Here is an 18468-nt window from a genome sequence, read left to right on the forward strand (position 1 = left end):
GGCAATTATCGCATGCCGCGCCGATTGTCGGCGTTTGTGCACCGGCGGTTGCCATAATCGGCGGGTGACCGACGCCACCCTCACGCCCCGCCGCCCCTGGATCCTCGGGATCTTCCTCACCATCGCGGGCGCCGCCGGCTGGTGGGCGGCCTTCCAGCTGACGATCGACAAGTTCCTGGTGCTCGAGCACCCGAAAGCCGATCTCAACTGCAACATCAGCGTTCTGGTGCAGTGCGGAAAGAACCTGGGGTCCTGGCAGGGTTCGGTGTTCGGCTTCCCGAACCCGATCCTCGGCCTCGGCGGGTTCGCCGCTGTGATCGCCGTCGGCGTCTCCTTGCTCGCGGGCGCGCAGTTCGCCAAGTGGTTCTGGATCGCGTTCAACGTCGGGATCGCCGGTGCCCTGGTCTTCGTGGCCTGGCTGATCCACGAGAGCATCTTCGACCTGGGAACCCTGTGCCCGTGGTGCATGCTGGTCTGGTCGGTCACCATCCCGCTGTTCTGGGTCGTGACCGCGCGCAACCTCGCGCAGGGGGTGTACGGCGGACTGCTCACACGGTTCGGCCGCGGACTGCTGAGCTGGGTCATCCCGATCACGGTGATCTGCTACGCGATCGTCGCCCTCATCGCACAGCTCGTGCTCGACGTCATCCACCGGCTCTGACCCTGCGTTCGAGCCTCCGGCCCGCGGCGATCCGCTCCCAGTAGACTTCCAGCGTTTTCCGACCACCGACCCTTAGGTTCAGCCACGTGCCCGAAGAGCGACTCACCAAGAACGACCGACGCGACGCCGCCCGCGAGCAGGCCCGCCTGGCCCGCGAGAAGCAGAAGCGGCAGGAGAACCTCCGCCGCTGGCTGATCCCGACCGGGGTGACCGTGGTGGTAGTGGCGATCGTGGCGGTCGTCGTGCTGGTGGTCTCGACGAGCGCGCCCGCGCCGCAGACCGCCGCGGGACCGAAGAACATGATCAGCGACGGCATCCTGTTCACGGGAAGCGGCGGGACGATCACTCCCACGGCCACTGCGGCGATCAAGGCCAAGGGCACGCCGACACCGACCGTGCAGAAGAGCGACGGCTTGGCGCACTTCGTGACCTACGTCGATTTCGCGTGCCCCGTCTGCCGGACCTTTGAGGCGACGAACTCGGCACAGATCCAGCAGATGGTCGCTCAGGGCAAGGCGACCCTGGAGGTGCACCCGATCGCGATCCTCGACCGTAGTTCGCTCGGCGCGCGTTATTCGAGCCGCGCCAACAACGCGGCGGGTTGTGTGGCGAACTTCGCTCCCGACAGCTTCCTGGCGGTCATGGGCGAGATGTACAAGGAGCAGCCGGCCGAGCAGACGACCGGCCTGACGAACAGTCAGATCGTCAAGGTCGTGCACACCGCGGGCCTGAACAACTCCGATGTCGACAAGTGCATCAACGGCGAGACCTACAAGTCATGGATGGCTGCCGCGACTCAGCGGGCTCTGAGCGGCCCCCTGCCCAACACGAGTGTCGCCTCGGTGCAGGGAACGCCGACGGTTCTGGTCAACGGCCAGCAATACAGCGGAAGCTTCAGCGACGCCTCGGCGTTCCAGAGCTTCGTGAAGCAGGTGCTCGCGAGCTGAGCCCGCTCGGCGGCACCGGTCAGGCGAACCAGAGCGCGAGCTCGCGGGCGGCGCTCTCGGGGGCGTCGCTGCCGTGCACGAGGTTCTGCTGCACCGGCAGGCCCCAGTCCCGGCCGAGGTCCCCCCGGATCGTGCCGGGGGCGGCGCTCGTCGGGTCGGTCGTGCCGGCCAGCGAACGGAAGCCCTCGATGACGCGGTTCCCGGTCACGCGGATCGCGACCACCGGTCCGCTCTGCATGAACTCCACGAGGGGCTCGTAGAACGGCTTGCCCTCGTGCTCGGCGTAGTGGGCGGCGAGCAGTTCGCGATCGGCCTGCAGCATCCGGATGTCGACCAGCTGATAGCCCTTCGCCTCGATGCGACGCAGGATCTCGCCGGTCAGGTTGCGGGCCACGCCATCCGGCTTGACGATGACGAGGGTCTCTTCGGTCTGTTCGATCGGGGTGGTCACGGGGTGTCTCCTTCGGATGGCGTGGATGCAGCGGCCAGGTACTCGCGCCGCCGGCGGTCGATCTGCCGGGCGCGCACGAAGCACCAGATCCAGAACGCGGCGAAGCCGGCCCCGACGACGTAGATGACGGGGTTCAGCAGGCCGAGCGAGATGAGGGCGGCCTGAACGATCCAGCCGAGGGCCATGCCGACGGGCCAGCGCAGCAGCGCGATCGTCACCAGGATCATGACCACGAACGCCGCTCCCCCGCCGAAGGCGGCGGCGGGAGACAGGGTCTTGAGTCCGAACAGCACGAGAACCACGAAGAACAGCAGGATCGCCTCGAGCACGAGCACGATCGAGAGCAGTGTCTCGGTCGTGCTGCGAACGCGACGGGGCCGCGAGCGCGACGACGGGGCGGCCGACCCGCTCATTTCCAGCCCTCGGCGGCAGCGCGGGCCATGGCCTCGCCCACCAGGGTGATGGATCCGGTCACCAGCACCGCGCGGCGGGGCGCCTCGAGAGCCCAGGCGCGAGCCGCGGCGAGGGCGTCGCTCGCGTGCGGCGCGGGGAACGCGGCATCCGGTCCGGCGGTCTCGACGACCAGTTCGGCCAACTCGTCGTGCGGAATCGCGCGATCGGAACTCGAGTTGGTCACGACGAATCGGGTGACGACCGGGGCGAGCTCGCGGATGATGCCGCGCGCGTCCTTGTCGGACAGCACCGAGATCACGGCGGTCCACTCGTCGAAGTCGAAGTACTCGTCGAGAGCCGCCGCGAGGGCGCGCGCGCCGTGCGGGTTGTGAGCGGCATCCACCAGCACGGTCGGCTCGATGCCGATCAGCTGCAGCCGACCCGGCGAAGTGACCGAGCCGAGCCCCTCGGTGACGACATCGGCGGCGAGCGCCACCGATCCGTCGCCGAGGAACGTCTCCACCGCCGCGAGCGCGACGGCGGCGTTCTGCGCCTGGTGATCGCCGTAGAGCGGCAGGTACACGCCCTCGTAGCTGCCCGCCCGACCGCGCACGTCGATCAGCTGCCCGCCGACCGCGACGGTCGTCGACTCGAGCGCGAAGTCGACGGCCTCGATGGAGATGGTCGCCTCGTCGAGTCTCGCGGCCTCGCGAAGCTCGTCGAGCGCCTCGATGGTCTGCATGGCGGTCACGACGGATGCCGCGGGCTTGATGATCCCCGCCTTGGTGCGGGCGATCTCGGCGATCGTGTTGCCGAGGCGCGCGGTGTGGTCGAGCGCGATCGGCGTGAAGACCGCGACCTGCCCGTCGGCGACGTTCGTGGAGTCCCACTCGCCGCCCATGCCCACCTCGAGCACGATGACGTCGACGGGGGCGTCGGCGAAGATCGCGAAGGCGAGAACGGTGAGCGCCTCGAAGAAGGTCAGCGGCTCCTCGTCGTTGGCGATGAGCTCGGCGTCGGTCATGAGCAGGTACGGGGTGATGTCGTCCCAGTTGCGGGCGAACGCCTCGTTGCTGACCGGAAGCCCGTCGATCATGATGCGCTCGTTGACCCGCACCAGGTGGGGGCTGGTGAGCAGCCCCGTCTTGAGGCCGGTGGCGCGCAGCAGCGACTCGATCATGCGACTCGTCGAGGTCTTGCCGTTGGTGCCCGTGATGTGCACGACCGGGGCGCTGCGCTGCGGATCGCCGAGCAGCTCGGCGGCCCGGCGGGTCGGCTCCAGACGCGGTTGCGGGGCGCCCTCGCCGATCCGTTCGAGCAGTTCGCGGTAGGCCTCGTCGGCCGCATCCTGGTACTCGGCCTCGAAGGCCGCCGCCTCATCGAAGCCGTCGTCGGGGATCTCGTCACCGGGGATGTCGTCGCCCACGGCTACATCCTCTCAAGCTCGACGGCCACGCGGTGACCCTCGCTGAGATCGACCACCGCGACGGCCGGCGTCACGCCCTCGAGAAGCTGCAGATCGAACCGCGTCGTGAGGGTCTCGTCCATGATCAGCTGCTGGTGCGCCGCGACCGCGTCGAATGCGGATCCGTCCACCGTCAAGGTGAGGCCGATGCGGTCGCCGACCTCGAGGCCGGCGTCTTTGCGTGCCTGCTGCACCGCGCGGACCACGTCGCGCGCGATGCCCTCTGCCTCCAGCTCGGGCGTCAGCGCGGTGTCGAGCACGACGAAACCGCCGCCGGGCAGGAACGCGATCGCGCTGTCGGCATCCGCAGCCTGCAGCTCGAGTTCGTACTCCCCCGGTTCGAGCGGCGTGCCCGCCACGGTGACCCCGCCGTCGACCGGCTCCCAGTCGCCGGCCTTGGCGGCCTGGATGATGCGCTGCACGTCCTTGCCGACCCGCGGTCCCAGCGCGCGGGCGTTCACCGTGAGCCGTCGGGTGATCCCGAACTCGCCGAGGCTGGACTCGCCGAGTTCTGCGACCGAGACGGACTTCACGTTCAGCTCGTCGCGCAGGATGTCGGCGAACTCGACGAGCGTGGCCGGATCGGCGGCGACGACGGTCAGGCCGGCCAACGGGAGCCGCACGCGCATCCCTCGCGCCTTGCGTAGGGCGAGCCCCGATGACGCGATCTCGCGCACGCGATCCATCGCGGCCACCAGGCCGGGGTCGTGCGGGAACGCGGCCGCGTCCGGCCAATCGCTCAGGTGCACGCTGCGACCGCCGGTCAGACCGCGCCAGATCTCCTCGGTGACCAGGGGCAGCAACGGGGCCGCGATCCGCGTCAGCGTCTCGAGCACGGTGTAGAGCGTGTCGAAGGCGTCACGCCAGTCGTCGGAGCCGGCATCGCCCGCCCAGAACCGATCGCGGCTGCGGCGCACGTACCAGTTGGTCAGCACGTCGCCGAAGTCGCGCAGGGCGTTCGCCGCGAACGGGCTGTCGAAGGTGTCGAAGTGCTCCGTCACCTGCTCGAGCACCTCGCGGGTCTTCGCGAGCAGGTAACGGTCGAGCACGTGGCTCGAGTCGCTGCGCCACCGGGCCTGGTATCCGCCGGGCGTCGCGGTGTTCGCGTACAGGGTGAAGAAGTAGTACGTGCTCCACAGCGGTAGCAGCAGCTCGCGCACCCCGGCGCGGATGCCCTCCTCGGTGACCACGATGTTGCCCCCGCGGATCACCGAGCTCGACATCAGGAACCAGCGCATGGCATCCGAGCCGTCGCGGTCGAAGACCTCGTTGACGTCGGGGTAGTTGCGCAGGCTCTTCGACATCTTCTGGCCGTCGCTGCCGAGCACGATGCCGTGGCTGAGCACGTTGGTGAAGGCCGGCCGGTCGAACAGGGCGGTCGAGAGCACGTGCAGCAGGTAGAACCAGCCGCGGGTCTGGCCGATGTACTCGACGATGAAGTCGGCCGGGCTGTGCGTGTCGAACCATTCCTGGTTCTCGAAGGGATAGTGCACCTGGGCGAACGGCATCGAGCCGGAGTCGAACCAGACATCCATCACATCGGGGATGCGGCGCATCGTGCTCGCGCCCGTCGGGTCGTCGGGGTTGGGCCGGGTCAGCTCGTCGATGACCGGCCGGTGCAGATCGTCGAGACGCACCCCGAAGTCGCGTTCCAGCTCGTCCAGCGAGCCGTATACGTCGATCCGCGGGTGGTTCGGGTCGTCGCTCTTCCAGACCGGGATCGGACTGCCCCAGTAGCGGTTGCGACTGATCGACCAGTCGCGGGCGTTGCTGAGCCACTTGCCGAACTGACCGTCTTTGACGTTCTCGGGAACCCAGTTGATCTGCTGGTTCAGCTCGCTCATCCGATCGCGGAACTCGGGCACGCGGATGAACCAACTCGACACCGCCTTGTAGATGAGCGGGTTGCGGCAGCGCCAGCAGTGCGGGTAGCTGTGCTCATAGCTCTTCTGCTGCACCAGGCGCCCCTGGGCCTTGAGCGCCTGCGTCAGCGGCTTGTTGGCCTCGAACCAGAGCTGCCCGGCCACCTCGGGCACCGAGCTCAGGAAGCGGCCTCCGTCGTCGAGCGACAGGATGACCGGGATGCCGGCCGCGGCGCAGACCACCTGGTCGTCCTCGCCGTAGGCGGGCGCCTGGTGCACGATCCCGGTGCCCTCGCCGGTGGCGACGTAGTCGGCCACGAGGATCTGCCAGGCGTGCGCGGTGCCCCAGACGGCGGCATCCGCGTAGTAGTCCCACAGCCGGTCGTAGTGCACGCCGTCGAGTTCGGCGCCGCGCACCGTGCGGCTGACCGCGGCGCGAGCCTCATCGAGGGACTCGTAGCCGAGCTCCTTGACGTAGCCGCCGATCGTGTCGGCGGCGAGCAGGTACCGGTGCACGCCGTCCGCCGAGGGGATGACCGCGTAGTCGATCTCGGGCCCGACCGCGAGCGCGAGATTGGTCGGCAGGGTCCACGGGGTGGTCGTCCAGGCGAGGGCCTCGACGCCGGTCAGGTCGAGGGCCTCGGCTCTCTCCCCGACGAGCGGGAAGGTCACCGTGACCGACTGGTCCTGGCGCAGCTGGTAGACGTCGTCATCCATGCGCAGCTCGTGGTTGCTGAGCGGGGTCTCGTCGTTCCAGCAGTACGGCAGCACGCGGAAGCCCTCGTAGGCGAGGCCCTTCTCGTAGAGCTGCTTGAACGCCCAGATCACGCTCTCCATGTACTCCACGTTGAGCGTCTTGTAGTCGTGCTCGAAGTCGACCCAGCGCGCCTGGCGCGTGACGTACTCCTCCCACTCCTTCGTGTAGCGCAGCACCGACTCGCGGGCCTTGGCGTTGAAGGCGCCGATGCCCATCTGCTCGATCTCGTGCTTCTGCGTGATGCCGAGCTGGCGCATCGCCTCGAGCTCGGCCGGCAGGCCGTGGGTGTCCCAGCCGAAGCGGCGCTGCACCTGCTTGCCGCGCATGGTCTGGTAGCGCGGGAAGAGGTCCTTGGCGTATCCCGTCAGCAGGTGCCCGTAGTGCGGCAGGCCATTGGCGAACGGCGGCCCGTCGTAGAACACCCACTCCGGGCACCCCTCGCGCTGGTCGATGGAGGCCTGGAAGGTGTCGTCGCCCTTCCAGAACGCCAGGATGCCGCGCTCGATCTGCGGGAAGTCCGGCGATGCCGGCACTCCGGGCTCGTCCGATCCAAGAGGGTACATGTCGCTCCGTGCTGCTCGTGGTGTGCTCTGCCACGAGGACGACGGATGCCGCGGTACCACCTCGCTTGCCATCCGGGCGGCGCGGGCGCCTCTCGAATGACCGCTCTTGTCGCTGTGACGGGCTGGCCCGCTCGGTTCTACTGAGCCCGCGGGAACCTTCTCCCGTGCGCCGTTCTTCCGAGGACTCCCCGGTGATGGCCGGATCGATGTCGTTGCCCTCGACTTTACGGCACTATTCTGACCTCCAGCCCCCTTCCATCGCACGGGCCGCCCACCTGCCGACTCCGCCTCGAGGACGACTTTGACCGACACCGACGATCTGGACGAGTTCGCGAAACTCTTCGGTGCCGAGCCGAAGACCCCCGCCACCGGAGTGCCGCTCATCCCCACCGCCCCGCCGCGTGCTTCGTCGACGCCGACTGCGCCGCCGGCACCGACGTCGGCACCCGCGCCGGCATCCGGTCAACCCGACCCGCTGGCCTGGCTGCTTCCATCCACTCCGGCGGCGTCCGGGACCGCACCGACCGCTCCTGCGACACCGGCCGTGCTTCTTCCGCCGGCCCCGGTCCCGCCGGAGGCGCTCCCGACCGTTCGGTTCCCGCCCGTCCCGCCAGCGGCGTCGGAGGAACCGCGCAGCTGGTCCCTCACCGACCAGACGACGCAGCCGTTCGACGCCGCGACGGCGGCCGCCGTTCCCTTCGCCGAGGCGCCCGCCGAGACCTTCCCGGTGGTCCCGGCCGGCGCCGCCGCTGCCCCGCCGGCGGCCGAGCCGACCGCGGTGTTCCCCTTCGACGCGGCGTCGGTGTTTCCGCCGGCTCCCCCCACCGAGCTCTCCCCCGCCCTCGCGTCCGAGCCGAAGGAGACGGCCGCGGAGAGGACCGTCCCGGATCGGCGCACGCTGATCATCCTGGCGAGCGCGGGAGCCGTGCTGCTGATCGCGATCGTGGTGCTCGCCGTCGTTCTCGTGGCGCGCCTCAGCGGAAGCGCCGCGCCGGCTCCCGTGAGCACGACGCAGTCGGTTCCCCCGCCGAGTTCGTCCCCGACGGCGAGCCTGACGCCGACGCCCACCCCGACGCCGACGCCGACGCCGACCCCCACTCCGACACCGACACCGACCCCCACTCCGGCGCCAAGCAAGACGACAACGCCTTCGTCATCATCGCCGCAGCCGCCGACGACGCCGACGCCGCAGCCGCCGACGACGCCGTCGACGCCGACCTCCCCGGCAGCGGCCCCCACGCCGTAGGCCGTCGCGACCTCGTCTCCGGTTCAATCCGTGATCCATTGAGCAACGCTCGGACTCCCCCTATGCTGTGAGCCGTCCGGATCGGTCCGGTCAGATCGAAGGTCCCGATGAGCGACGACGCGCCCACGCAACGACTCGACGCATCCGATCCCGACCGTCCGGTTCAGCCGGGCGCACCGAACTCCGAGCAGAGGAAGTCGCGCGGCCTGCTGATCGCCCTCATCGTGGTCGGGGCGGCCCTGCTGATCGCGATCGTCGTGCTGCTGATCGTGCTCCTGGGCGGGACACCCAAACCCACCGCCGCGGCCACGCCGATTCCCGGCACGAGCAGCGCGACACCCGGCACATCGGCCGGCGCAACTCCCACGTCGACCTCCTCGCCCAGGACGGTCGTCAAGCCGACGAGCGCGCCGCCTCCGCCATCGACCAAGGTCGCGATCTCGGGCTACTCGATCTCGCCCTCCCAGATCAGCTGCGCCACGGGGACTCCGGATCTGTCGATCCACTGGTCGAGCGTCAACGGCAAGACCGCCTACTTCGGGGTCAACACCGCCGACGCGCAGACCGCCGGGATGGGCTGGGAGCTGCCACCGACCGGTTCGGATGCCGACTTCCCCAGCGGATATCACCCCTACCCGGCGATCTGCGGTCAAGACACCGAGTACACGATCACGATCGTCGGCACCGACGGGTCGAAGGTCAGCAGGATGTTCACGGTCAAGTTCAAGGAGAACTGACCCCTCCCGTAAGCTGGTTCGACCACAACCAGGCACCTCCCCATCGACACGGTGCCGCGCATATCGAACCGGAGTACACGCGATGACGTCTGCCAATCCCGCCGCCGGCGGATCGATCCCGCCCCAGCCAGCGCTCGAGGGCCTCGAGGCCAAGTGGAGCGAGGTCTGGGAGCGCGAAGGCACCCACCGGTTCGATCGCGCCGCCGCCCTCGCCGCGGGTCGCGCCGCCGTGTTCAGTGTCGACACCCCTCCGCCGACCGCGTCGGGAAGCCTGCACATCGGCCATGTCTTCAGCTACACGCACATGGACCTCGCCGCCCGGTTCCAGCGGATGCGCGGCAAGCAGCTCTTCTACCCGATGGGCTGGGACGACAACGGCCTGCCGACCGAGCGCCGCGTGCAGAACTACTACGGTGTGCGCTGCGACCCCACGCTCCCCTACGACCCGTCGTTCGTTCCGCCCCTCGAGGGCGGCGACAACGCCAGCTCGAAGGCCGCCGACCAGCTGCCGATCTCGCGCCGCAACTTCATCGAGCTGTGCGAGAAGCTCACCGCCGAAGACGAGAAGCAGTTCGAGTCGCTCTGGCGCGAACTCGGCCTCAGCGTCGACTGGTCGCTCAGCTACCGCACGATCGGGCACGAGGCCCAGCTCGCCGCCCAGCGCGCGTTCCTGCGCAACCTCGCCCGCGGCGAGGCGTACCAGGCCGACGCCCCGACCCTGTGGGACGTGACGTTCCGCACCGCCGTGGCGCAGGCCGAGCTCGAAGACAAGGACCAGCCGGCGGCCTACCACCGCGTCGCCTTCCGCCGCACCGGCGCACCGGATGCCGGCACCATCGAGATCGAGACGACCCGCCCGGAACTGCTCCCGGCCTGCGTCGCCCTCGTGGCGCATCCGGACGACGAGCGCTACCAGGCACTGTTCGGCACGACGGTCACGACTCCGCTGTTCGGCGTCGAGGTGCCCGTGCTGGCCCACCACCTCGCCCAGAAGGACAAGGGATCGGGCATCGCCATGATCTGCACCTTCGGCGACGTGACCGACGTGGTGTGGTGGCGCGAACTCGACCTGCCGACGCGCGCGATCATCGGCAAGGACGGCCGGATCCTCGACGAGGCGCCCGCTGCCGGGCTCTTCACCCCCGAGGGCCGCGAGCGCTACGCCGAACTCAGCGGCAAGAGCGTGTTCGGCGCCAAGGCGCGCGTCGTCGAGATGCTGCGGGAGAGCGGCGAGCTGATCGGCGAACCGAAGCCGATCACGCATCCGGTCAAGTTCTTCGAGAAGGGCGACCGGCCGCTCGAGATCGTCACGACGCGTCAGTGGTACATCGCCAACGGTGCGCGCGACGAGGCCCTGCGCGATCGCCTGATCGAGGCCGGCAAGCAGATCGACTTCCACCCCGACTTCATGCGCGTGCGCTACGACAACTGGGTCGGCGGCCTCACCGGAGACTGGCTGATCTCGCGTCAGCGCTTCTTCGGGGTTCCCCTGCCGATCTGGTACCCGATCGACGCCGACGGCGAGGTGCTGCGCGAGCAGCCGATCGTGCCCGGCGAGCATCTGCTGCCGGTGGATCCCTCCTCGGACGCCGCCCCCGGCTACGACGAGAACCAGCGCGGCCTGCCCAACGGCTTCGTCGGCGAACTCGACATCATGGACACCTGGGCCACCTCGTCGCTGACCCCGCAGATCGCGGGCGGCTGGGAGACCGATCCCGAGCTGTTCGAGCTGGTGTTCCCGTACTCGCTGCGCTCGCAGGGGCAGGACATCATCCGCACCTGGCTGTTCTCGACCGTGCTGCGCGCCGAGCTCGAGCACCACAGCGTCCCGTGGACTGACGCGGGCATCTCGGGCTTCATCGTCGACCCCGACCGCAAGAAGATGTCGAAGTCGAAGGGCAACGTCGTGACACCGGCCGCCATGCTCGAGGAGCACGGCTCGGATGCGGTGCGCTACTGGGCCGCGAGCAGCCGGCTCGGAACCGACGCGGCCTTCGACCCGCAGAACCCGAAGCAGATGAAGATCGGCCGTCGCCTGGCGATCAAGGTGCTCAACGCGGCGAAGTTCGTCTACTCGTTCCCCGAGCCGGCGGCGAACAGCCTGATCGACAACCCGCTCGACGTCGACATGCTCGCCGAGCTGAGCCGGGTCGTGCGAACGGCGACGACCGCCTACGAGGAGTACGACCACGCACGCGCCCTCGAGGCGACCGAGCCGTTCTTCTGGATGTTCTGCGACGACTACCTCGAGCTCGTCAAGGAGCGCGCCTACGCGGGTGACCCCAGCGCGACCTCGGCCCTGCGGCAGGCCATCGACGTACTGCTGCGCCTGCTCGCGCCGGTGCTGCCGTTCGCCACCGAGGAGGTCTGGCGCTGGACGCACGACACCTCGATCCACCGGGCGTCCTGGCCGGAGGCGCTGGTCGGCGAGGCGCCGCGCGGTCTGCTGCCGGCGGTCAGCGCGGCCCTGATCGGCATCCGACGCGCGAAGACCGAGGCGAAGGTGTCGCAGAAGACCGAGGTCGTGCTGGCCCGCCTGGCCGGCCCCGCGATCCTCGCCGAGGCCGCCGACGATCTGCGCGCGGTCGGCCGCATCGCCGAACTCGAGCTGGTGGCGGGCGACGAGATCGCCGTGACCGGGATCGTTCTCGCCGAGCCCCCGGCCGCATGACCCGCGGGCGGTAGCGCAGGATGACCGGGGCGACGAGGCGCCGGGCGGTCCGCCGCCTGTCGCTCGGGCTCGCCTTCGCCTCGGTGATCATCGCGCTCGCCGCCTGCTTCCCGCTCGAACCCGCGCCGTCGCCGTCCCCGACCCGCAGCGGCGCGGCGTCTCCCGCAGCGGTGGCTCCGCTCGCCCCGCTCGTCGTGCCGGCGGTACTGAACTACTGCCCGCTCGTCGACGCCGTGCACTATTCGGGCTATCCGCTGCCCATCGACGAGGTCTACATCTGCCGGGCCGACGGTACGCACGACACCGACGGCACCACGAGCTACGGGCCGTGGGAATCGGCGTGGCGCGTCGATCATCCGGAAGGGCTCCTACTCGCCTATCGGCGCCCCGACGCCATGAAGAGCCGCACCGTGTGCAGCTCCCACCCCCGCGCCGACCCACTGATCGTCTGGGTGCACCGCAACGGCGTCACCACGGCCTATTACGCGCCCGTCGACGGCTGCGGCGCCCCGAGCTCCGCCGCAGCCGCGGCGTATGCTCACGCCCAGCGCACCCTGCTCGTCGAAGTCGATCGCGGCGCGCCCGACCCGTCCAAGACCGGCGCGGTTCCCCGCCCCTCCTCGACCCCCTCGACCCCCTCGACCAAGGACTCATCCGGATGACCCAGCCCGATGCCCCGGCCACCCCGCCCCCCGCGGGTCGGGTGACCAGCGCCCCTGCGACCAACGCCGCCGTGATCCGGCCCGTCGCGCCCCCCGACCGCGACGCGTGGCGGCGCCTGTTCGCGGCCTACGGCGAGTTCTACGAGACCGCGTTCGACGAGTCGGTGCTCGACGGCGTGTGGGCTTGGCTGCTGGATGCCGAGCACCCGGTGACCGCGCTCGTCGCCGAGCTCGACGCCCAGGTGGTCGGATTCGCGCATCTGCGGCGTCAGCACGACACCTTCACGGCGGGCCCCGGCTGGTTTCTCGACGACCTGTACGTGCTCCCCGCGCAGCGCGGCGCGGGTGTCGCCCGTGCTCTCATCGAGGGGTGTGCGGCGACCGCCCAGGCCGGCGGCGGGGGCACCCTGCGCTGGATCACGGCATCCGACAACCACACGGCGCAGCGACTCTATGATCGGCTGGCGACCCGCACCAGCTGGGTCACCTACGGGAGGGAGACCTGATGCAGCTCGGAACCCGCTGGACGTTCGGCGACCCGCCTCCGCCGCGGCTGCCTGCCGTCATGGTGGACGCGGTCGCCCGGGTCGAAACCGAGCGGGCCGGCCACGCGGGATCGGATGATCCGCGCACCTGGCGGTGGACCCTCACCTGGCTGGAGGGCCGCGCCGTGGCCGAACTCGACGACGGGACGGTTCTGCGCCACGATCCCGCCACCGACACCGTGCTGCGCGAGCACCTGGACTAGCGCTCGGGCCGGTCGCGCGCCGGGGTTACCGCAGCCGTGCCGAGTCGGCCGAGCGCGCGATCGCCCGCTCGTTGTCGCGCAGCAGCACCATGCGCGCATGGCTCAACTGCAAGGCCCGGGTGCGCCGGCTCGACCAGTGCAGCATGCTCACTGCGAGCCGTGACACGAGCCGCTCGAGCCCCCGCTGACGAGGGGCGCAGGCCGAAAGAGCAGTGGTGGTCATGATCGTCCTCACCTCGTTCGTGATGGTCAGATTACGGCCGGCCACCGACATCGACGGCTCGACCAGATGGCGGATTCTGGGGCTTCTCATGAGGCATCTCCTGGGGTCTGCACGGCCGCGTCGACGACCGCGAACGCGTCGAATTCGATGTGGACGGGGCGCGCGCCGGGCGCGTCCTGATCGCGGTACGCGACCACGTAATGCTCGATCAGCTCGTTGACCGACGCGACGAACTCGCGCATCTGATCGATGGTCAGGCGGGCGTTGGCGGCGCGCACTTCGCTGATATCAGCCCAGTCGGGGGGCAGCTCGTCGTCACCACGCTCGATGAAGTCGTTGAGCAGGCGCTGCTGACTGGCCCGGAACTCCCGGTAGATCAGCTGCGAGGCGGCCCGGCCGGCCGGCGTGCGCTCGAGGTGCGAGGACCCGATGTTGATCGACCCCGGCACGCGCTCCCACCAGCGCTCGCGCCCGGTGCCACGGCCCTCCTGCTCCCGCACGAATCCGTGGCGTTCGAGCTGCCGCAGGTGATAGCTGGTGGCGCCGCTCGACTCCCCCAGACGCTCGCCGAGCCCGCTCGCGGTGGCCGGCCCGTAGACCGACAGCGCGTCGAGCAACTGCACGCGCAGGGGATGCGAGAGGGCCTTGAGGCTCTCCATGTCGAGGTCGCGCGACGGGAGGGCGCTCGAGCCGTGGCGCTGAGCTTCATCCATGTCCCTCAGGCTAACAGTGCAAAGGATTCTTTGCAAGCAATTGTTTGCAGCACTTTCTTTGCAGTTCGAGCCGGCACGCTTAGGCTGAGGAGATGGTCGATCAGAACCCCTTCTCCGAGCCCAGCACCCTCGAATACGGACTCCCGCCGTTCGGCGAGATCCGCGACGAGCACTACGAACCCGCCTTCCTGAAGGGCATGAGCGACCAGCTCGCCGAGGTCGAGGCGATCCTCGACGACCTCGAGCCGCCGAGCTTCGAGAACACCCTCAAACCGCTCGAACGCAGTGGCCAGCTGCTCGAGCGGGTGGCCAACGTCTTCTTCAACAAGAGCTCCGCCGACTCGAACGACTTCACGAACGAACTCGAGGAGCGGATGGCGCCGCAACTGGCCGCGCACAGCGACGCGATCCTGCTCGACGCGCGGCTCTATGCGCGGGTGAAGACCGTGCACGAGCAGCACGACCCCGCCCTCTCCCCCGAGCAGCACTACCTGGTGCACCGTTGGTACACCGAGATGACGCTCGCGGGCGCCGGACTCGACGAAGCCCAGAAGAGCACGCTCAAGGAGTTCAACCAGCGGCTCTCGACCCTGACCACCAAGTTCGAAAAGAACCTGCTCTCCGACACCAACGAGCTCGCGGTCGTGGTCGACGACGTCGCCGACCTCGACGGTCTGGAGCCCGGCGAGATCTCGGCTGCCGCCGAGGCGGCATCCGCGCGGGGTCTCGAGGGCAAGCACCTGCTGACTCTCGTGCTGCCGACCGGCCACCCCTTCCTCGCCTCGCTCACCGATCGCGGCATCCGCCAGCAGCTCATGGATGCCTCCCAGGCCCGGGGCGGGCACGGCGGCGAGTTCGACAACCGGGCCCTGGTACTCGAGATCGCGAAGCTGCGGGCCGAACGCGCGGCGCTGCTGGGCTTTCCCAGTCACGCGGCGTTCGTGCTCGCCGACTCGACCGCCAAGACGCCCGACGCGGTCGCCGCCATGCTCGGAAAGCTCGCCCCGGCCGCCGCGCGCAACGCGAAGGCCGAGCAGGGCGAACTCGAGGTGATCGTCGAAGACGACCTCGACGACGGCGCCCGCGTGCGGTCGTGGGACTGGGCGTTCTGGACCGAGAAGGTGCGGCAGCAGAAGTACGACGTCGACACGGCCGCGCTGCGACCCTGGTTCGAGGCCGAGCGCGTGCTGCACGACGGGGTGTTCTTCGCCGCGAATCAGCTCTACGGCGTCACCTTCTCCGAGCGCAAGGACCTCGTGGGCTACCACCCGGAGGTGCGCGTCTTCGAGGTGCGCAATGCCGACGGGTCGCCGCTCGGGCTCTACCTGCTCGACCTCTACACCCGAGACTCGAAGCGCGGCGGAGCCTGGATGAACCCCCTGCTGTCGCAGGCCGGGCTGCTCGGGCACGAGACCTCGATCGTGGTGAACAACCTCAACGTGCCCAAGCCCGCCGAGGGCTCGCCGACCCTGCTGACCTTCGACGAGACCTCGACCTTCTTCCACGAGTTCGGGCACGCCCTGCACGGGCTGTTCGCGCAGGTCACCTACCCGAAGCTGGCCGGCACGAACGTGTTCCGCGATTTCGTGGAGTTCCCCAGCCAGGTCAACGAGATGTGGATGCTCTGGCCCGAGGTGCTCGCGAACTACGCCAAGCACTACCAGACCGGCGAACCGCTCGACCAAGGCATCGTCGACCGGCTGCACGCCTCCGAGCAGTTCAACGAGGGGTTCGCGACCAGCGAGTACCTCGGAGCGGCGCTGCTCGATCAGGCGTGGCACGGGCTCTCCGCGGATGCCGCGGCCGCCGTCACCGACGTCATCGCATTCGAGGCCGAGGCCCTGGCGGCAGTCGGACTGGACAATCCCGCGGTGCCGCCGCGCTACCGCAGCACCTACTTCGCGCACGTCTTCGCCGGTGGCTACGACGCCGGGTACTACTCGTACATCTGGAGCGAGGTGCTCGACGCCGACACGGTCGAGTGGTTCAAGGAGAACGGCGGCCTCACGCGCGCCAACGGCGACCGGTTCCGGTCACGCCTGCTCGGGGTCGGCGGCTCGAAGGATCCGCTGGAGGCCTATGTCGACTTCCGTGGCCGGCCGGCCGAGATCGGACCGCTGCTCACGCGCCGCGGCCTGGAGTGAGCCGCGCTGGGGGCGTCAGCGCGCCAGTTCGCGCACGGTCCTCAGCCGCTCGTCGACGCCGGGCCCCTGCGGCACGACGATGACCTCGTCGGCGAGCGTGGAGGCGACGAGGGCCTCGATGCGACGGCGCACGTGCTCGAGGGTGCCGATCGCCTGGTGGGCCAGGCGCTGATCGACGAAGGCGTTCTCGGCATCCGTCCACGGATGCGCGAGCGCGTCGGCGAGCGACGGCACCCGGGCCGGGCGCCCGCTGCGCAGCCGGATCATCTGCAACGCCTGAGGCAGGGCCAGCCGGCGCGCCTCGTCGGCGGAATCGGCGACGAGCGCCGTCACCGCGACCATCGAGTGCGGACGGTCGAGCACGACCGACGGCCTGAACGCGTCCCGATAGATCTCGAACGCGAGCGGAGTGGCGTCTCCCCCGGCGAAATGGTGCGCAAAGGCGAAGGGCAGGCCCATCATCCCGGCCAGTCGCGCACTGAAGTCGCTCGAGCCGAGCAGCCACAGCTCGGGCGAATCGCCCATGCCCGGAATCGCCATGATCCGGGAACCCTGACCGCCCTCGAGCGGCGGGATGGTGCCGAAGTAGGCCAGCACCTCGATCACCTGCTGCGGAAAGTCGTCGACCGTCTCGATGCCGACGTTGCGGCGGATCGCCGAGCTCACGAGCGGGTCGGTACCCGCCGCCCGGCCGAGCCCCAGATCGATGCGATCGCCGTAGAGAGCCACGAGCGTGCCGAACTGCTCGGCGACGACGAGGGAGGAATGGTTGGGCAGCATGACCCCGCCTGAACCGACGCGGATCCGCTCGGTCGCCGCCGCGATCGCCCCGATCAGCACGGGCGGCGACGAACTCGCGACGCCGGGCATGCCGTGGTGCTCCGCGACCCAGAACCGGCGGTAGCCGAGCCGGTCCGCCTCACGCGCGACCGTCAGCGTGTCGGCGACCGCCTCGGCGTGGGAGCTCCCGTCGCGGACGGAGGCGAGGTCGAGCACGGAGAGGGGAACGGTCACCCCGGGGTCAACCGGTCGAGGCTCCCGCTGATTCCCGGCGCCGCCCGATCGTGAGCACCACCATGACGATCCCGCCGACGACGAGCCCCCAGAAGGCCGAGCCGATGTTGAGCAACTGGATGCCCGAGGCCACCACGAGGAAGGTCGCGATCGCGACCACGCGGTGCGCCGGATCCTCGAGGGCCGCCGTGACCGCGCCGATGAGGGCTCCCAGCAGCGCGAGCCCGGCGACCGCCTCGATCAGGATCGGTGGGCTCGCCGAGACGAGCGCGGTGGCCGCTCCGGCCCCCAGGCCGATCAGCAGGTAGGCGATGCCCGAGGTGACGGTCGCGATCCAGCGCCGGTCACGATCGGGGTGGGCATCCGGTCCGGCCATCATGGCGGCGGTGATGGCCGAGAGGTTGAGCGCGTACGCCCCGAACACCGAGCCGACCGTCGTGGCGACGCCCGCGCTCGTCAACATCGCCCGGGCGGGCGGATGCTCGTAGCCGAAGGTGCGCAGCACGGCGAAGCCCGGCACGTTCTGCCCCGCCATCGTGACGACGTAGAGCGGGATGCCGAGCCCGACCAGCACGAGCGGATCGAACGCCGGCACGACGAAGCGGAGCGTCGGCAGAAGGTGCGGCGCGGAGATGTGCGGACCGGACACGATCACGACGACCGCCGTCACGACGACCGCTGCGGCCACCGCCCAGCGCGGGGCGAGCCGGGTCAGCACGAGCCAGACGAGGATCGGCGGCAGCGCCAGCAACGGCAGCTGAACGGCCGCCTGCACCGGGGCGAGACAGATCGGGAAGAGGATGCCAGCGAGCATCGCGCTCGCGATCGGCCGCGGGATGCGCGTCATCGTCCGGGCGAGCCACGGCCACAGGCCGGTCGCCAGCAGCAGGATGCCGCAGAGCAGGAACGCTCCCACCGCCGCGTGGAAGTCGCCGGTGGTCTTGTGCGCGGCGACGAGCAGGGCCGCCCCCGGGGTCGACCAGGCGAACGACAACGGCATCCGATACCGCAGGCTCAGCGCGATCGCGAGCACGCCCTGGAAGACGCACAGCACGAGCAGGCCGGATGCCGCCTCCGCCTCGCTCGCGCCCACCGCCCGCAGACCCGCGACCAGCAGCGCGAACGAGCTGGCGAACCCGGTGAGCGAGCCGACGATGCCCGCGATGATCGGATGGGCGATGGACGCGGGTTTCATGACCCGTCCAGGCTAT

General features: G+C 69.8%; 17 protein-coding genes. 9 read left to right on the forward strand and 8 right to left on the reverse strand.

What is annotated here, in order from left to right:
* Positions 1-64: 64 nt before the first annotated feature.
* Together ACFPJ4_RS06720 and ACFPJ4_RS06725 are read left to right on the forward strand one after the other, a co-directional pair.
* Positions 65-661: a vitamin K epoxide reductase family protein gene (locus tag ACFPJ4_RS06720; protein ID WP_386739593.1), complete on the forward strand. Its 597-nt coding sequence runs from the start codon at positions 65-67 to the stop codon at positions 659-661.
* 86 nt (positions 662-747) lie between these two features.
* Positions 748-1608 (forward strand): DsbA family protein, encoded by an 861-nt coding sequence (locus ACFPJ4_RS06725; protein ID WP_386739594.1) that lies wholly within the window; start codon positions 748-750, stop codon positions 1606-1608.
* A gap of 19 nt (positions 1609-1627) precedes the next feature.
* On the opposite strand, the gene ndk is transcribed toward ACFPJ4_RS06725, so the two are convergent.
* From ndk to ileS, 4 genes are read right to left on the reverse strand one after another with little or no spacing between them, the layout of a single operon-like run.
* A complete protein-coding gene (gene ndk / locus ACFPJ4_RS06730) occupies positions 1628-2059 on the reverse strand; it encodes a nucleoside-diphosphate kinase (RefSeq protein WP_386739595.1) in 432 nt (143 codons plus the stop codon).
* Entirely contained in the window at positions 2056-2472 is a 417-nt protein-coding gene (locus ACFPJ4_RS06735; protein WP_386739596.1) for a DUF4233 domain-containing protein, read from the reverse strand. Before ACFPJ4_RS06735 ends, ndk begins: the two co-directional genes overlap by 4 nt.
* Entirely contained in the window at positions 2469-3851 is a 1383-nt protein-coding gene (locus tag ACFPJ4_RS06740) for a bifunctional folylpolyglutamate synthase/dihydrofolate synthase (RefSeq protein ID WP_386739787.1), read from the reverse strand. The genes ACFPJ4_RS06735 and ACFPJ4_RS06740 overlap by 4 nt, the downstream gene beginning before the upstream one ends.
* 29 nt (positions 3852-3880) lie before the next feature.
* Complete coding sequence (gene ileS, locus ACFPJ4_RS06745; protein ID WP_386739597.1) at positions 3881-7099, reverse strand: isoleucine--tRNA ligase; 3219 nt, start codon at positions 7097-7099, stop codon at positions 3881-3883.
* A gap of 301 nt (positions 7100-7400) precedes the next feature.
* Between ileS and ACFPJ4_RS06750 the strand changes: the two genes are divergently transcribed.
* From ACFPJ4_RS06750 to ACFPJ4_RS06775, 6 genes are all read left to right on the forward strand, one after another.
* Positions 7401-8345: a hypothetical protein gene (locus ACFPJ4_RS06750; RefSeq protein WP_386739598.1), complete on the forward strand. Its 945-nt coding sequence runs from the start codon at positions 7401-7403 to the stop codon at positions 8343-8345.
* Positions 8346-8452: 107 nt separating this feature from the next.
* Positions 8453-9082: a hypothetical protein gene (locus tag ACFPJ4_RS06755; protein WP_386739599.1), complete on the forward strand. Its 630-nt coding sequence runs from the start codon at positions 8453-8455 to the stop codon at positions 9080-9082.
* An 82-nt stretch (positions 9083-9164) separates the two neighbouring features.
* Positions 9165-11753, forward strand: a complete 2589-nt coding sequence (gene valS / locus ACFPJ4_RS06760; protein WP_386739600.1) for a valine--tRNA ligase — start codon at positions 9165-9167, stop codon at positions 11751-11753.
* 20 nt (positions 11754-11773) lie between these two features.
* Entirely contained in the window at positions 11774-12415 is a 642-nt protein-coding gene (locus ACFPJ4_RS06765; protein WP_386739601.1) for a hypothetical protein, read from the forward strand.
* Positions 12412-12921 (forward strand): GNAT family N-acetyltransferase, encoded by a 510-nt coding sequence (locus tag ACFPJ4_RS06770; protein ID WP_386739602.1) that lies wholly within the window; start codon positions 12412-12414, stop codon positions 12919-12921. Before ACFPJ4_RS06765 ends, ACFPJ4_RS06770 begins: the two co-directional genes overlap by 4 nt.
* Positions 12921-13163, forward strand: coding sequence for a hypothetical protein (locus ACFPJ4_RS06775; protein WP_386739603.1), 243 nt, complete (start codon positions 12921-12923; stop codon positions 13161-13163). Before ACFPJ4_RS06770 ends, ACFPJ4_RS06775 begins: the two co-directional genes overlap by 1 nt.
* A gap of 25 nt (positions 13164-13188) precedes the next feature.
* Here the strand turns inward: ACFPJ4_RS06775 and ACFPJ4_RS06780 are convergent, their stop codons facing one another.
* Together ACFPJ4_RS06780 and ACFPJ4_RS06785 are read right to left on the reverse strand one after the other, a co-directional pair.
* Entirely contained in the window at positions 13189-13476 is a 288-nt protein-coding gene (locus tag ACFPJ4_RS06780; protein ID WP_386739604.1) for a hypothetical protein, read from the reverse strand.
* On the reverse strand, positions 13473-14099 hold the full coding sequence (locus ACFPJ4_RS06785; protein ID WP_386739605.1) for an ArsR/SmtB family transcription factor: 627 nt from the start codon (positions 14097-14099) through the stop codon (positions 13473-13475). Before ACFPJ4_RS06785 ends, ACFPJ4_RS06780 begins: the two co-directional genes overlap by 4 nt.
* 92 nt (positions 14100-14191) lie before the next feature.
* Between ACFPJ4_RS06785 and ACFPJ4_RS06790 the strand changes: the two genes are divergently transcribed.
* Complete coding sequence (locus ACFPJ4_RS06790) at positions 14192-16243, forward strand: M3 family metallopeptidase (protein WP_386739606.1); 2052 nt, start codon at positions 14192-14194, stop codon at positions 16241-16243.
* A 15-nt stretch (positions 16244-16258) separates the two neighbouring features.
* Here ACFPJ4_RS06790 and ACFPJ4_RS06795 read toward each other — a convergent pair whose 3' ends face one another.
* Both ACFPJ4_RS06795 and ACFPJ4_RS06800 read right to left on the reverse strand, forming a co-directional pair.
* Positions 16259-17257 (reverse strand): LLM class flavin-dependent oxidoreductase, encoded by a 999-nt coding sequence (locus tag ACFPJ4_RS06795; RefSeq protein WP_386739607.1) that lies wholly within the window; start codon positions 17255-17257, stop codon positions 16259-16261.
* 7 nt (positions 17258-17264) lie between these two features.
* Positions 17265-18452, reverse strand: coding sequence for a benzoate/H(+) symporter BenE family transporter (locus ACFPJ4_RS06800; RefSeq protein WP_386739608.1), 1188 nt, complete (start codon positions 18450-18452; stop codon positions 17265-17267).
* Positions 18453-18468: the final 16 nt, after the last annotated feature.

The organism is Lysinimonas soli, assembly GCF_042655435.1.
Classification (GTDB): Bacteria; Actinomycetota; Actinomycetes; order Actinomycetales; family Microbacteriaceae; genus Lysinimonas; species Lysinimonas soli.

Bases quoted from the DNA above. Each gene is read 5' to 3' on its own strand.
- ACFPJ4_RS06735 (WP_386739596.1), bottom strand. From the start codon at position 2,472: ATGAGCGGGTCGGCCGCCCCGTCGTCGCGCTCGCGGCCCCGTCGCGTT.
- ileS (WP_386739597.1), bottom strand. From the start codon at position 7,099: ATGTACCCTCTTGGATCGGACGAGCCCGGAGTGCCGGCATCGCCGGAC.
- ACFPJ4_RS06755 (WP_386739599.1), top strand. From the start codon at position 8,453: ATGAGCGACGACGCGCCCACGCAACGACTCGACGCATCCGATCCCGAC.
- valS (WP_386739600.1), top strand. From the start codon at position 9,165: ATGACGTCTGCCAATCCCGCCGCCGGCGGATCGATCCCGCCCCAGCCA.
- ACFPJ4_RS06765 (WP_386739601.1), top strand. From the start codon at position 11,774: ATGACCGGGGCGACGAGGCGCCGGGCGGTCCGCCGCCTGTCGCTCGGG.
- ACFPJ4_RS06770 (WP_386739602.1), top strand. From the start codon at position 12,412: ATGACCCAGCCCGATGCCCCGGCCACCCCGCCCCCCGCGGGTCGGGTG.
- ACFPJ4_RS06775 (WP_386739603.1), top strand. From the start codon at position 12,921: ATGCAGCTCGGAACCCGCTGGACGTTCGGCGACCCGCCTCCGCCGCGG.
- ACFPJ4_RS06780 (WP_386739604.1), bottom strand. From the start codon at position 13,476: ATGAGAAGCCCCAGAATCCGCCATCTGGTCGAGCCGTCGATGTCGGTG.
- ACFPJ4_RS06785 (WP_386739605.1), bottom strand. From the start codon at position 14,099: ATGGATGAAGCTCAGCGCCACGGCTCGAGCGCCCTCCCGTCGCGCGAC.
- ACFPJ4_RS06790 (WP_386739606.1), top strand. From the start codon at position 14,192: ATGGTCGATCAGAACCCCTTCTCCGAGCCCAGCACCCTCGAATACGGA.
- ACFPJ4_RS06800 (WP_386739608.1), bottom strand. From the start codon at position 18,452: ATGAAACCCGCGTCCATCGCCCATCCGATCATCGCGGGCATCGTCGGC.